11 protein-coding genes and 2 pseudogenes are annotated in these 14,191 nt (G+C 70.4%); 3 read left to right on the top strand and 10 right to left on the bottom strand.

What is annotated here, in order from left to right; translation table 11 throughout:
- Positions 1-357: 357 nt before the first annotated feature.
- Entirely contained in the window at positions 358-2,955 is a 2,598-nt protein-coding gene (gene clpB, locus ABT245_RS10265; protein WP_351731303.1) for an ATP-dependent chaperone ClpB, read from the bottom strand.
- A gap of 130 nt (positions 2,956-3,085) precedes the next feature.
- Here clpB and ABT245_RS10260 point away from each other — a divergent pair, with 130 nt between their 5' ends.
- A complete protein-coding gene (locus ABT245_RS10260) occupies positions 3,086-3,511 on the top strand; it encodes a pyridoxamine 5'-phosphate oxidase family protein (RefSeq protein ID WP_351731301.1) in 426 nt (141 codons plus the stop codon).
- Positions 3,512-3,978: 467 nt separating this feature from the next.
- On the opposite strand, the gene ABT245_RS10255 is transcribed toward ABT245_RS10260, so the two are convergent.
- A complete protein-coding gene (locus tag ABT245_RS10255) occupies positions 3,979-4,275 on the bottom strand; it encodes a (2Fe-2S)-binding protein (RefSeq protein ID WP_351731652.1) in 297 nt (98 codons plus the stop codon).
- A gap of 40 nt (positions 4,276-4,315) precedes the next feature.
- Positions 4,316-4,477: a hypothetical protein gene (locus tag ABT245_RS10250; RefSeq protein WP_351731299.1), complete on the bottom strand. Its 162-nt coding sequence runs from the start codon at positions 4,475-4,477 to the stop codon at positions 4,316-4,318.
- A 128-nt stretch (positions 4,478-4,605) separates the two neighbouring features.
- Here ABT245_RS10250 and ABT245_RS10245 point away from each other — a divergent pair, with 128 nt between their 5' ends.
- Positions 4,606-5,616: a helix-turn-helix transcriptional regulator gene (locus ABT245_RS10245; protein WP_351731296.1), complete on the top strand. Its 1,011-nt coding sequence runs from the start codon at positions 4,606-4,608 to the stop codon at positions 5,614-5,616.
- Here the strand turns inward: ABT245_RS10245 and ABT245_RS10240 are convergent.
- The 7 genes and pseudogenes from ABT245_RS10240 to ABT245_RS10210 form a co-directional block, all read right to left on the bottom strand.
- Positions 5,579-6,625, bottom strand: coding sequence for a helix-turn-helix transcriptional regulator (locus ABT245_RS10240; RefSeq protein ID WP_351731294.1), 1,047 nt, complete (start codon positions 6,623-6,625; stop codon positions 5,579-5,581). The two genes, ABT245_RS10245 and ABT245_RS10240, sit on opposite strands and share 38 nt — an antisense overlap.
- A gap of 638 nt (positions 6,626-7,263) precedes the next feature.
- A pseudogene (locus ABT245_RS10235) lies at positions 7,264-8,301 on the bottom strand (substrate-binding domain-containing protein).
- Positions 8,302-8,334: 33 nt separating this feature from the next.
- Positions 8,335-8,784, bottom strand: a complete 450-nt coding sequence (locus tag ABT245_RS10230; protein ID WP_351731292.1) for a heat shock protein transcriptional repressor HspR — start codon at positions 8,782-8,784, stop codon at positions 8,335-8,337.
- A 5-nt stretch (positions 8,785-8,789) separates the two neighbouring features.
- Positions 8,790-9,959, bottom strand: a complete 1,170-nt coding sequence (gene dnaJ / locus ABT245_RS10225; RefSeq protein ID WP_351731289.1) for a molecular chaperone DnaJ — start codon at positions 9,957-9,959, stop codon at positions 8,790-8,792.
- Between the two features lie 33 nt (positions 9,960-9,992).
- Entirely contained in the window at positions 9,993-10,691 is a 699-nt protein-coding gene (grpE, locus tag ABT245_RS10220) for a nucleotide exchange factor GrpE (RefSeq protein ID WP_351731286.1), read from the bottom strand.
- Positions 10,688-12,544: a molecular chaperone DnaK gene (gene dnaK, locus ABT245_RS10215; protein WP_351731283.1), complete on the bottom strand. Its 1,857-nt coding sequence runs from the start codon at positions 12,542-12,544 to the stop codon at positions 10,688-10,690. Before dnaK ends, grpE begins: the two co-directional genes overlap by 4 nt.
- Positions 12,545-12,638: 94 nt before the next feature.
- On the bottom strand, positions 12,639-13,658 hold the full coding sequence (locus ABT245_RS10210; RefSeq protein ID WP_351731281.1) for an MraY family glycosyltransferase: 1,020 nt from the start codon (positions 13,656-13,658) through the stop codon (positions 12,639-12,641).
- 288 nt (positions 13,659-13,946) lie between these two features.
- Between ABT245_RS10210 and ABT245_RS10205 the strand changes: the two are divergent.
- Positions 13,947-14,191, top strand: a pseudogene (locus tag ABT245_RS10205) (Fe-S oxidoreductase); the annotation flags it as partial.

The following is a 14,191-nucleotide window of genomic DNA, read 5'->3' as shown; positions in this document are numbered from 1 at the left end:
TCGGCACTCGGCTGACGGGATCTGGACGCGATCTGGACGCTCGATGACGCCGCGGTGAGCGGACGGGGGACGACGGCGGGCGTACGGACCACGGCAGCGGCCGAGCGGACCGCCCGGGCCCGCATGCCCGGGCCTGTACGCCGATCAGGTCCGCGCCCGGCCGCACGCCGTACCGATGCGGGACGCGGCCCCCGTGACGGGCCGCACCTCCCCGCACGGCACCCTGATGCCGCACGGCGAACCGGTGCCGAGCGGCCTCGATCCCGTCCAGGTGACGGCGGGCCCCCGCCCGACGAACGGACGGCCCGCCCCCCAAAGCGCCGAAAGCGGGGGGCGGGCCGTCGTGGCCGTAGGCGGTCAGAGGGCCTTGGCGGTGGCCGGGCCGACCAGCAGGCCGTCGCCGAAGGCGTCCACCCGGACCGTGTCGCCGTCCTTGACCTCCCCGGCGAGAATCTCCTTGGCGAGGCGGTCGCCGATGGCGGTCTGGACGAGGCGGCGCAGCGGCCGGGCGCCGTAGGCCGGGTCGTTGCCCTCGTCCGCGAGCCAGGCCAGCGCTTCGGGGGTGACCTCCAGGGTGAGCCGGCGTTCGGCCAGGCGCTGCGCCAGCCGGTCGATCTGGAGCCGGGCGATCCGGGCCAGTTCCTCCTTGTTCAGGGCCGAGAAGACGACCACGTCGTCCAGCCGGTTGAGGAACTCCGGCTTGAAGGAGGCGCGGACCACCTCCAGCACCTGCTCCTTCTTCTCCAGCTCGCTGGTGGTCGGCTCGACCAGGAACTGGCTGCCCAGGTTCGAGGTCAGCACCAGGATCGTGTTGCGGAAGTCGACCGTACGGCCCTGCCCGTCGGTCAGCCGGCCGTCGTCCAGCACCTGCAGAAGGATGTCGAAGACCTCGGGGTGTGCCTTCTCCACCTCGTCCAGCAGCACCACGCTGTACGGGCGGCGGCGCACCGCCTCGGTCAGCTGCCCGCCCTCCTCGTAGCCGACGTACCCGGGGGGCGCCCCGACCAGCCGGGCCACGCTGTGCTTCTCGCCGTACTCCGACATGTCGATACGGACCATGGCCCGCTCGTCGTCGAAGAGGAAGTCGGCGAGCGCCTTGGCCAGTTCGGTCTTGCCGACGCCGGTCGGACCGAGGAACAGGAAGGAGCCGGTGGGCCGGTCGGGGTCGGCGATGCCGGCCCGGCTGCGGCGCACCGCGTCGGAGACCGCGCGCACGGCCTCGGCCTGGCCGATCAGCCGGTGGCCCAGCTCGTCCTCCATACGCAGCAGCTTCTGTGTCTCGCCCTCCAGCAGCCGCCCGGCGGGGATGCCGGTCCAGGCGGCGACGACATCGGCGATGTCGTCGGGGCCGACCTCGTCCTTCACCATGGTGTCCCTGGCGGCCTCCTCCTCGGCCTCGGAGGCGGCCTCCAACTCCTTCTCCAACTGGGGGATCTCCCCGTACAGCAGCTTGGAGGCGGTGTCGAAGTCGCCGTCGCGCTGGGCGCGTTCGGCCTGGCCGCGCAGGTCGTCCAGCCGTTCCTTCAGTTCGCCGACCCGGTTGAGGGACTGCTTCTCCCTCTCCCAGCGGGCGGTCAGGCCGCGCAGTTCCTCCTCCTTGTCGGCGAGGTCGCGGCGCAGCTTCTCCAGGCGTTCGCGGGAGGCCGGGTCGGTCTCCTTGCTCAGCGCCAGCTCCTCCATCTTCAACCGGTCGACGGCACGCTGGAGTTCGTCGATCTCGACGGGGGAGGAGTCGATCTCCATACGCAGCCGGGAGGCGGCCTCGTCCACCAGGTCGATGGCCTTGTCGGGCAGGAAGCGGGAGGTGATGTAGCGGTCGGACAGCGTGGCGGCGGCCACCAGCGCGCTGTCCGCGATCTGCACCTTGTGGTGGGCCTCGTAACGGCCCTTGAGACCGCGCAGGATGGCGATGCTGTCCTCGACGGTCGGCTCGGCCACCAGCACCTGCTGGAAGCGCCGCTCCAGCGCCGCGTCCTTCTCGATCCGCTCACGGTACTCGTCGAGGGTGGTGGCGCCGACCATGCGCAGCTCGCCGCGGGCGAGCATCGGCTTGAGCATGTTGCCGGCGTCCATGGCGGAGTCGCCGCCCGCCCCGGCGCCGACGACGGTGTGCAGTTCGTCGATGAACGTGATGATCTGCCCGTCGGAGTCCTTGATCTCGGCGAGGACGGTCTTCAGCCGCTCCTCGAACTCGCCCCGGTACTTCGCGCCCGCGACCATCGCGCCGAGGTCGAGCGCCACCAGCCGCTTGTCCTTCAGCGACTCGGGCACATCGCCCTTCACGATCCGCTGGGCCAGGCCCTCGACGACCGCGGTCTTGCCGACGCCGGGCTCGCCGATGAGCACGGGGTTGTTCTTGGTGCGGCGGGACAGCACCTGGACGACCCGCCTGATCTCGTGGTCCCGCCCGATGACCGGGTCGAGCTTGCCGTCGCGGGCCGCCGCGGTGAAGTCGGTGCCGAACTTCTCCAGGGCCTTGTACTGGCCCTCCGGGTCGGCGGTGGTCACGCGTCGCCCTCCCCTCGCCTTCTGGAAGGCCGCCTGGAGCTTCTTGGCGTCGGCGCCCTGCCGCGTCAGCACCTCGCCGGCCGCGCCGCCCTTCGCGGCGATGCCGATGAGCAGGTGCTCGGTGGAGAGGTAGTCGTCGCCGAGTTCCTTCGCGCGCTCACCGGCGTCGGCGAGGACGGCGAGCAGTTCCCGGTTGGGCTGCGGGGGCGCGACGGTGGACCCGGCCACGCTGGGCAGTCCGGCGAGCACCCGCTCGACCCCGGAGCGCACGGCGGCCTGGTCGGCGTCGACGGCGGCCAGCAGATCGGTGATGTTCTCGTTCTCCTGCCCCTGGAGCAGAGCCAGCAGCAGATGAGCAGGCGTGAGGTCCGGGTGCCCCTCGGTCACGGCCTTGTTGCCGGCCGCGTTGATCGCGTCCCGGCTCCTGTTGGTCAGCTCGGCATCCACGTTCGCGTTCTCCTCCTCGGCGTTGGCTTGTCGGCCACGTCTCCCAGTGCTGACTTAACCAACGTACACAAAGTTGAGTCTATTCCACTCAAGGCGATACGCGGGAGTCCCCGGCGGCTACCTTGCGCACATGAGCCGACCCGCCGTGGAGTACGCCGTGGATCTCGACGCACCGCAGGCGTCGTATCTCGCCTTCTGGCGAGAGCGCCACCTGTGCACGCTGACCACCCTGCGGCCCGACGGCAGCCCGCACGTGGTGCCCGTCTCCGTGACCTTCGACCCGGCGGCCCGGCTGGCCCGGGTGATCACGAACGGCGCGAGCACGAAGGCAGCGCACGTCCTCGCGGCCGGTCCGGCCGGTGCCCGGGTCGCCGTCTGCCAGGTGGACGGCCGCCGCTGGGCCACCCTGGAGGGCCGGGCCTTCGTCCACACCGACCGGGAGCGGATCGCGGAGGCGGAGCAGCGCCACACCGAACGGTACGACCGGACACCCTCACCCAATCCGTCCCGCGTGGTGATCGAGATCAAGGTGGAACGCGCCCTGGGCCGCGGCTGACACCGCCCGCCCGCGACAAGGAGAAGGGCCTGACGCCGAAGCGCTCCGGGCGCCCCCTGCGGCCGGCCGGCGCTCCCGCTTCGGGGTTGCGCTCGGTGAAGTCGGCGCCGGGTGCCTGGTCCCGGGGTGGCCGCCGTGCACGGGGAGATGTTCGGCCCTGAGCCACAGTGCACGCGGGTGGCGACGATGTGTGTCGGGTGGGGGCCGTCTTCACATAGGTGGCCTTCGGGCCCCTTCGACGCGCGGCGGGCATCGTCTTCCGTGTCGCCGCGGGCCGGCCGTGCCGAGGTCAAGCCTCATTCCCGGCCGAGTCCGCATCCGGCCACAAGCAGTTTTCGGCCAGCATGAGAACGCGCTGATGTCGCGATATTTCCCCTGAAACTACAGCGGCGTCACCGTGTTCAGGTCACGGTGACGCCGCTGCGGGGGGAAGCGCCTGAGCGATCTTTTACGACGGGGGAATCGCGTCAGGCACTGCGGGGGGTGGCCGAGATGGTCCTCAGATCCGCGACCTCCGGCTCCGCGAGCCGGTGGTCCCGCTGGTCCAGGTTCACAAAGATCATTCCGTACCGGATGGCGCATCGCACAGGCTGCGGCGCCCCTCGGGGCTTCCTCAGACACCGGTACGCCCGCACGTCCTCGTCCTCGTCCCGCGTCACGACGACCGGCTCGCCGAACACGGTCACCATCAGCGAGTCGCCGCTGTGGGGGATGGCGGTGACCAGGTCGATGAAGTGCCAGCCGGAGCGATAGGCGGTCGCCATCTCACGGCGGAAGGATCGGTCGTCGGGTGGAGTGGTCACGTCAGCCTCCGGCTCCATCTGCCGGCGGGAGCGGCCACGAGGTGTTGTCCTCGCCCTGCACGATGACCGGCCAGCTGGTGTTTGCCCGAACATCGCTCTGCTCGCCGGAGAAGCCGCCGAACACGCCGACGGCCACGAGGGCGGAGAAGGCAGCGACAAGCACCGAGCCAAGCATTTTCTTACGCATAGTCGGCTTCGTCCTCACTCGAAGGTCCCCTTTTCCCCCGTCGGGTATGACGATGGCTCATTCGGGCACGTCATGGCCACACAATCGGTGCATCATGTTCCTGCATGTTCAGGACCCTGGGGGGTGGAGATTTGGCAACGAATCACATAAAAGCGACACATCCCCATGCCGTGACGGAACTGTGCGAGGACGGTGGCCGCATCTACGCCACAGCTCTACGCACCGGACGCGTCGCGCGCACAGATGTGGAAACCGCCCCCTGCCTCCTGGAGTTCGGCCTGCTCCACCCGGACCCGGACGATCCGGACCAGTTGCGCCCGATATCCCCCGCGGTCGCCCTGGCCCAGCGTCTGAGCCCCATCGAACGCGAGATAACCGAGCGCCGGCGGCTGACCATCGAGCTGGCCGGCGCCTTCGAGCCGTTCATGACACTCAGCACACAGGCCACCACCAGCAGCGACTCGATCACCCTGCTGGAGGGCAGCGAACGGATCAACGCCGCGCTCAACCTGGCCACCGAGCAGTGCCGCACCGAGGTGCTCACGGTCCAGCCCAGCGACCGCATCTCCGAACGCAGCGTGCTCAAGGGCCTGGAGCGCGACCGGCCGCTGATCGAACGCGGTGTCCGGATCCGCACCCTGTACCAGCACACCGCCCGCCACAACCCGGAGAAGCTGGCCTACGCCGCGCACCTCGCCGACGGCAAGGCGGAGTACCGCACCATCGACGAACTGGTGGAGCGCCTGATCATCTGCGACGACACCGTCGCCTTCATCCCCATCCGCGACGACCAGCAGGTCGCCCTGGAACTGCGCCAGCCGGGACTGGTCCGCTACCTCGTCAAGGTCTTCGAGTTCATGTGGAGCCGCGCCGTCCCGCTGGGCACGGACGGGCCCTACGAGCCGGCCCCCGACGGCATCACGGACATCCAGCACTCCATCGCCAAGCTCCTCGTCGAGGGCCATGTCGACGAGGCCATCGCCCGCCGCCTCGGCATGAACGTACGCACCTGCCGCGCCCATATCGCCAAGCTGGCCCAGGCCCTGGGCAGCGGCAGCCGGGCCCAGCTCGGCTATCTCATCGCACGCTCGGGGATCCTTGATCAGGAAGGCTGAGCGCGCTCCCGCTCGCGGTGCGCGGCGGACCGTCCAGGCCCACCTGGGCGATGCGCACGCCCAACTGGGTACGGCTGGCCGCGCCGAGGGTCTCCGACAGCCGGGCGATATGGGCCCGGCAGGTACGGACGCTGATGCCGAGGCGCTCCGCGATGACCGCGTCCTGGTGGCCTTCCGCGAGCAGCGCGGCGATGGACTGCTCACGGTGCGAGATGCCCTCGATGCGGGTGTCGGGGAGCGGAGCGGTCAGCGGGATCGCCAGCCGCCACAGCCGCTCGAACACCGTCACCAGGTATTCGACCAGCGCGGGGTGACGCAGTTCCAGCGCCATCGTGCGGTCGGTGTTGGCCGGGATGAAGGCGACCGTGCGGTCGAACAGGATCAGCCGGTCGATGACCTCGTCCAGTGTGCGGGTCTCGACCGTGTCGCCCATCAGCTCCAGGTAGTTGAGCAGTCCCTGGCCGTGCCGCGCCACATGTGTGTACAGGTCGCGCATGCGCACGCCCCGGCCGCGCAGCGTCAGCGCCCGGTGCAGGCCCTCGGTCAGCTCGGCCTCCCGCCGGATGCCGCCCGGCTGCACCGTCAGCACCTCGGTGGTGCAGGCCTCGGTCGCCTCGTCCATCGCCGCCTGGATCCGGGACAGCCCGTCCAGCACCCGGATCGCGGTGCCCTCGGCCGGGGCGTACGAGGCGGCCTGGAGCCGGCGGCCGAGACCGGCGTACCGCTCGAAGGCGGCCACCGCCGAGCCCACCCGCCGCTGGCTCTCCCTGGCCTCCTCGTACACCCCGCGCAGCAGCCGGGTCATGACCTCCTGCGGCGAGGTCGGCACCAGCCAGTCCATGTCGTCCGGGTCCGGGTGCAGCAGGGCGAGTTCCAGCAGGCAGGGCACCGGCCCGGCCTCCGCGCGCGGCACACGGCCGCGCCGTACGGCCCGGGAATACACGCGATCCCCGGCTTCGCACAGGCGGTCGGCACCATGTGGATGCTCCTCCGTTCCGCGCCCGGCCATCGCCCATTCCACCCCCGGTTGCTGCCACTTCCGCAGCGCAACTATGCGTGGCGCCGACCGGCTCCGCAACACGGCTCTTTCTGCCGCACGCGGGGAAAGACACCGGTATCTCCCGCTTCCTCCCAGGGCCCCCGGACCCCCTCCCCACCCCTCTGAACCGCACCCCCAACACCCCGACCACCTGCGAAAACTCCCTGAGCGATCACCCCTCACGCCCCGTACTCACCCGGTCACTCCCACATTGACCGATCCCCCATGCCATTCACCCCCAATGGACGGACCACCCCGCAGCCCACCGCCCGACAACCGGCTACGGGCCACACAGCGGGAGTTGCCCGAGCAAAGCACCCCGGACACCGTGGACTCGCCCGGTCCCAGGGAGGCTGAATCTCGCCCCCGGCCGGGCGGCGCCACGACGGCTGCCGGGGACGTGCCAGGGCGAGCGCCGCGCTCCCCCGGGGCGACGGCGACGGCCGTCCGCGCGGACCGCGAGGGCATCCCACGCGCCCGCTCCCGCAAGGCAACTCCCCATGCCCCCGGGCGGCCCACAACACGCCCGCGGTGCCCCGCAGGAACGCCTCAACTGTCCCCAGGGCCCTTGAACTTGACCTGCCCCGAGGCCGACGCCGCCGTTGGTGCTACTTCAGGCCGAGGGTGTCGCAGGCCGTCTTGAACGTGGGGGTGCAGATGTCGGAGATCCCTTAGATGCCGTCCGCGACGACCGTGTCGGCGATGTCGTTCTCGGTCATCGCGCTCACCTGGACCAGCTGGGCCGGGATGCCCTTGGTGGGGCTGTCCACCGTGTCGCGGGTGAGCGCGTCGAACTGGATGTCCTCGCCCTGGACCTTCGCGACCGCCATCTCGGCGGCCGATCGGGCCTCGTCCGGGTAGGGCTTGCAGACGCTCATGTACTGCTCGCCGACGACGATCCGCCGCACCGCCGAGAGTTCCGCGTCCTGCCCGGTGACCGGCGGCAGCTCGACCACCCCTGCGGTCCGGAGCGCCTCGATGACGCCGCCCGCCATGCCGTCGTTGGCGGAGTGGACGGCCGCGATGTTGTCCTTGCCGATGCCGTCGATCGCGCGAACCATGGTGGCCTCGGCGTTCTCCGGCTTCCAGTCCTTCGTGTCGAAGGACGCCGCGGCCGTCACCCTGCCGTTCAGCTCGGCCGGCGCGCCCTGCTCGAACTGCTTCGCGTCGGGGTCGGTCGGCGAGCCGTTCATCATGACGACCTTGTCGGAGGAGTCGATGGCGGTGCCCAGCGCCTCCGGCAGCGACCGCCCCTGCGCCTCACCGACGAGTCCGTTGCCGAAGGAGATGTACGCGTCGATCGGCCCCTCGGTCAGCCGGTCGTACGCGATGACCGGGATGCCCGCCCCCTTGGCCTTCTTCACCTGGCCCACGATGGCATGCGAGTCGACCGCGTCCAGCAGGATGACATCGACCCTGTCGTCGATCATCTTCTGCGTCTGCCCGGCCTGCTTCGCCGCGTCCGCCCCGGCGTCGGCGTACTCGACCCTGCTCTGCCGCTTGGTCAGCGAGGCGAGCTTCTCCTTGCTGATGGGGCGATCGAACTTCTCGTACCGCGTGTTCGCCGTCTCCGGCAGCAGCAGACCCACGGTGATGTCGTTGCCCTTGGCCGGGCTCGCGTCGCCGGAGTCCCCCGTCGCGTGCAGAACGCCACAGCCGGCGAGTTGAGGTGAAGGCCGTCAGTCGTTCTGCTGTCGCTTCGGCCGCCACACCACGAGCGCACTGGTCTGCTGGACCTCCTGATACGGCACCAGATCCCGGCGGTAGGAGGCGTGCACGGCGGCCTCACGCTGCCGCATGGCCGCCGCCGCGCCGTCCAGGGCCCCCTCCAGTTCCGCGACACGGGACTGGAGCGCGGCGACCTGGTTCTCCAACTCGATGATGCGCTTGATACCGGCCAGGTTGATGCCCTCGTCCTGCGACAACTGCTGCACCTGACGGAGCAGTTCGATGTCACGGGCCGAGTAACGGCGGCCCCGTCCCGCGGTGCGGTCCGGGGAGACCAGGCCGAGCCGGTCGTACTGGCGCAGCGTCTGCGGGTGGAGTCCGGAGAGCTGGGCCGCCACCGAGATGACGTAGACCGGGGTCTCCTCGGTCAGTTCATACGGGTTACGTCGACGGCCGTCCATCACCCTCAAGCTCCCTTCGCGGCCTCGAACAGCTCCGCCCGCGGATCCTCGCCCACGGTCGCCTCGCGATACGCCTCCAGCGCGTCACGAGCCTTCCCCGCCAGGTCCTTGGGAACACTCACCTCGACGGTGACCAGCAGGTCCCCGCGGGTGCCGTCCTTACGGACCGCGCCCTTGCCGCGGGCCCGCATGGTGCGGCCGTTGGGCGTGCCCGGCGGCAGCTTCAGCGTGACGGCGGGACCACCCAGGGTCGGCACCCGGACCTCGCCGCCGAGGGCCGCCTCGGCGAACGTGACCGGGACGGTCACCGTGAGGTTGTCGCCCTTGCGGCCGAACACCGGATGCTCGCCGACATGCACGACCACGTACAGGTCGCCCGCCGGGCCGCCCCGCTCACCGGGTGCGCCCTTGCCGCGCAGCCGGATCCGCTGCCCGTCCGTCACCCCCGCGGGGATGCGGACCTGCATGGTCCGGGACGACTTGGCCCGGCCGCTGCCCTTGCACTCGAGGCAGGGGTGCTCGGCGATCAGACCGCGGCCCTTGCAGTCGGGGCAGGGGTCGGTCAGCGAGAAGCCGCCGCCCGAACCACGCGCCACCTGCCCGGTGCCGACACAGGTCGGGCACACGCGCGGTGTGCCGTTCTTGTCGCCGGTGCCGGAGCATGCCTTGCACGGGGACTGCGAGGACATCCTCAGCGGCACCGTGGCGCCCTCGATGGCCTCCGTGAAGCTCAGCGTGACCTCGGACTCGATGTCCTGGCCGCGCCGCGGCTGGGTACGTGTGGTGCCCGTGCCGCCCCGGTTGAACAGGCCCCCGAAGACGTCGCCGATGCCGCCGCCGAAGCCGCCCCCGCCCTGGGCGTTGCCCCCGAAGAGGTCACCGAGGTCGAAGTTGAAGTTGCCGCCGCCCGCGCCCGGCCCCGGGCGGTAGCCGCCGTTGCCGAAGAGGGTGCGCGCCTCGTCGTACTCCTTGCGCTTCTTGGGGTCACCGAGGATGTCGTTCGCCTCGGAGATCTCCTTGAAGCGCTCCTCCGCCTTGGCGTTGCCCTTGTTGGCGTCCGGGTGGTACTCGCGGGCGAGCTTGCGGTACGCCTTCTTGATCTCCGCCTCGGTGGCGTCCTTGGGGACGCCGAGGACCTTGTAGTAGTCCTTCTCGATGAAGTCCTTGGTGCTCATCCCCGACGTCCCTCCTTCCGCTCGATGCTTACGTCAGCCCTCCTCCGGGCCACCGTTCTCCTTGTCGTCAGCGGAGCCGGCCGAGCCGCCGGAGCCGCCGGAGCCGCCCGCCGCACTCTCGTCGCCGCCCTCCGCCTTGGCCGGCTGCGCCCCTGGCTGGGGTTCGGCCACGGCCACCCGCGCGGGGCGGATGGTGCGCTCGCCGATCCGATACCCGGGCTGCAGAATCGCCACGCACGTCGTCTCGCTGACATCCGGCGCGTACGAGTGCATCAGGGCCTCGTGGATCGTCGGGTCGAAGGGCTCGCCCTCCTTGCCGAACTGCTGCAGTCCCAGCTTCGCCGCGACGGTCTCCAGCGACTCGGCCACGGACTTGAAACCGCCGACGAGTTCGCCGTGTTCCCGGGCGCGGCCGATGTCGTCGAGCACGGGCAGGAGTTCGGTCAGGAGGTTCGCGATGGCGATCTCCCGGACCGCGACCCGGTCGCGCTCGACGCGGCGGCGGTAGTTCTGGTACTCGGCCTGGAGGCGCTGGAGGTCCGTCGTGCGTTCGCCCAGCGCCATACGGACCTGGTCCAGCTGGGCCACCAGGCCGGCCTTCTGATTCTCGTCCCCTGCCGGGGCCGCCGCCTCCTCCGGAGAGGGAGAGGCGGCCTGCGGCTCGGCGTCTTCGGGGGTGGCGCCTGAGGGGACGTCGGGCTTCTCGTCGAAGCCCGGGGTCTCCTCCGTCACGCGGCACCGTCCTTGCGCTCGTCGTCCACGATCTCGGCGTCGACGACATCGTCGTCGGCCTTGGCCCCGGCCGCACCCGGGTCGCCGGCGGCGGCCTGCCCGCTCTGGGCGTCGGCGTACATGGCCTGGCCCAGCTTCTGGGAGACGGCCGCGACCTTCTCCGTGGCGCTGCGGATCTCGGCCGTGTTGTCGGCGTCGGCGGCATCGCCCTTGAGCTTCTCCTTCAGCTCGGCGACGGCGGCCTCGACCTCGGTCTTGATCTCGCCCGGGACCTTGTCCTCGTTGTCCTTGAGGAACTTCTCCGTCTGGTAGACCAGCTGCTCGCCCTGGTTGCGGGTCTCGGCGGCCTCGCGGCGCTTGTGGTCCTCCTCCGCGTAGCGCTCGGCCTCCTCGCGCATGCGGTCGACCTCGTCCTTCGGCAGCGAGGAGCCGCCGGTGACGGTCATCTTCTGCTCCTTGCCGGTGCCGAGGTCCTTCGCCGTGACATGCATGATGCCGTTGGCGTCGATGTCGAAGGAGACCTCGATCTGCGGGACGCCGCGCGGCGCCGGCGGCAGACCGGTCAGCTCGAACATGCCGAGCTTCTTGTTGTAGGCCGCGATCTCGCGCTCGCCCTGGTAGACCTGGATCTGCACCGACGGCTGGTTGTCCTCGGCCGTGGTGAAGATCTCCGAACGCTTCGTCGGGATCGTCGTGTTGCGCTCGATCAGCTTGGTCATGATGCCGCCCTTGGTCTCGATGCCGAGGGACAGCGGGGTCACGTCGAGGAGCAGGACGTCCTTGACCTCACCCTTGAGGACACCGGCCTGGAGCGAGGCGCCGATGGCGACGACCTCGTCCGGGTTGACGCCCTTGTTGGCCTCCTTGCCGCCGGTCAGCTCCTTGACCAGTTCGGCGACGGCGGGCATACGGGTGGAGCCGCCGACGAGGACGACGTGGTCGATCTCGCCGAGCTGGATGCCGGCGTCCTTGATGACGTTGTGGAACGGGGTCTTGCAGCGCTCCAGCAGGTCCGCGGTCAGCTGCTGGAACTGGGCGCGGGTCAGCTTCTCGTCCAGGTGCAGCGGGCCCTCGGCGGACGCGGTGATGTAAGGCAGGTTGATCGAGGTCTCGGTGGACGAGGACAGCTCGATCTTGGCCTTCTCCGCGGCCTCACGCAGACGCTGGAGGGCCATCTTGTCCTTGGACAGGTCCACGCCGTGGCCGGACTGGAACTGCTTGACCAGGTAGTCGACGACACGCTGGTCCCAGTCGTCACCGCCGAGGTGGTTGTCGCCGTTGGTGGCCTTCACCTCGACCACGCCGTCGCCGATCTCCAGGAGGGACACGTCGAAGGTGCCGCCACCGAGGTCGAAGACGAGGATCGTCTGGTCGTCCTTGTCGAGGCCGTAGGCGAGCGCGGCCGCGGTGGGCTCGTTGACGATGCGCAGGACGTTGAGGCCCGCGATCTCACCGGCCTCCTTGGTGGCCTGGCGCTCGGAGTCGTTGAAGTACGCGGGGACGGTGATGACCGCGTCGGTCACCTTCTCGCCCAGGTAGGCCTCGGCGTCCCGCTTCAGCTTCTGCAGGATGAACGCGGAGATCTGCTGCGGGTTGAAGTCCTTCCCGTCCAGCTGGATCTTCCAGTCGGTGCCCATGTGGCGCTTCACGGAGCGGATGGTCCGGTCCACGTTGGTGACCGCCTGGCGCTTGGCCACCTCGCCGACGAGCACCTCGCCGTTCTTGGCGAAGGCGACGACGGACGGCGTGGTCCTGGCGCCCTCTGCGTTGGTGATGACGGTGGGCTCGCCGCCCTCCAGAACGCTGACGACGGAGTTAGTCGTGCCCAGGTCGATGCCGACCGCACGTGCCATGGTGATTTCCTCCAGCTGACTTGAGTGGAACGGACTCAAGTGTGCATGAGGCGGCCCGCTGGGTCAACAGACCTGAGTCAGCTGGGCTCAACTCTTATCCGCTCCTTACACGCAACTGGGTGCTGACCTGCGAGGACGTCATACGGCGGGGCCCGTACGCCGGAACACGCAAGAGCAGGAGGACGACGACCAGCGCCCCGCCCGCCACCCACAGCACGCTCTCCTCGCCCGCCCACCCGGTGTGCGCGAGCACCCCGACGAGCACCCCGGAGAACGCCGCGAGCGCCGCCAGCACGGTGGCACCCTGCGGGGTGAGCCCCAGCCGCCGCAGCCGGTGCGCCACATGGTCGGGGCCCTCGCGCAGCAGCGGCCTGCGGGCCATCCGCCGCGACACCGCCACGAGCAGTACGTCGACGCCGGCGAGGGCGGTCAGCGAGAACAGCACCCCCGCGCTGGACCCGATCCCGTACCCGGCCCGGGTGAACACGCCCGCCGCGGCCAGCAGGAACCCCGTGAACAGCGAGCCGCAGGCGCCGAGCCCGATCCGCGCGGGATGCCAGTTGTGCATGAGGAACCCGGTGAGCGCGGCGGCGAGCACGCTGAGCAGCACGGCCAGCCCGTCCATCACCTCCGCGGCGGCGCAGGCACCCACACCGAAGGCGGTCACCACCCCCACGGTCCCCGCGAGCCCGTCGGCGTGGTCCAGGGCCCGGAAGGCGAGCGCCACGAACACGATCCACGCCACGGCCGGCAGCCCGGCCGCCACCCCGGTCTCCTCGTACGGTACGACCGCGGCGGCCGCCACCGCCGTACCGGCCACCAGCACCCGGGCCCGCAGCCGCCACACGTCGGCGACCAGCCCGAGCAGGGCGACCCCGGCGCCCGCGAGGAGCAGCCGGCCGACGCCGTCGCCGAGCGGCGCGACCCGCGTCCACTGGCCCGCGCCGGCGACGAGACAGGTGACGAGCACGACGGCCGCGCCACCGAACAGCGGCACGGGCCGCCGGCACCGCCGGTCGAGGACACCGGCGCGCAGCGCGGGCGCACGGAGCAGCGCCGCGAGCACGGCGGTGAGCAGGAGGGCGGTGGTGGCGGCGAGAATCCCGTAGAGCACGGCTCCAAAGTAGGCGTGAACGGGGCAATTACCTATGAATAACACGATCGAATAACCCAATCCGACCGCCGGGATGCACCCGACGGGCGCGGCCCGGCACCGCACCCGACCGCCCGAGCAACAGCCGTACCGGCGGCAGGCGGAGTTGCCCGCCTCCGCCGCCGCTGTGGCTGCTCAGCGACTCAGATCACCCCGCGTACGGCTACAGTGCGAAGGAAGATGAGGGTAGTCTCAGACGAACTGCATAAGTTACCGCTTAGTAATTTCGAGGCCGCCTCAGGAGCCCCAATGCAACTCGCCGCGATCATCGTGTCGCTGGTCCTGATCGTGGTCGGTGTGGCTCTGTTCGGCCGCGCCCTCCTTCAGCTGTATGCCTTCATGCGTCTTGGTCAGCCGGTGCCGGCGGGGTCCCGGACCGGTGATCCGGTGCAGCGCACCGTCACGGTGGTCAGGGAGTTCCTCGGTCATACCCGGATGAACCGGTGGGGTGTGGTCGGGGTGGCGCACTGGTTCGTGGCGGTGGGTTTCTTCAC

Source organism: Streptomyces sp. NPDC001508 (assembly GCF_040298665.1).
Taxonomy (GTDB): domain Bacteria; phylum Actinomycetota; class Actinomycetes; order Streptomycetales; family Streptomycetaceae; genus Streptomyces.
Note: the sequence above shows the minus strand (reverse complement) of the source record. Positions and strands in the feature narration are given on the sequence as shown.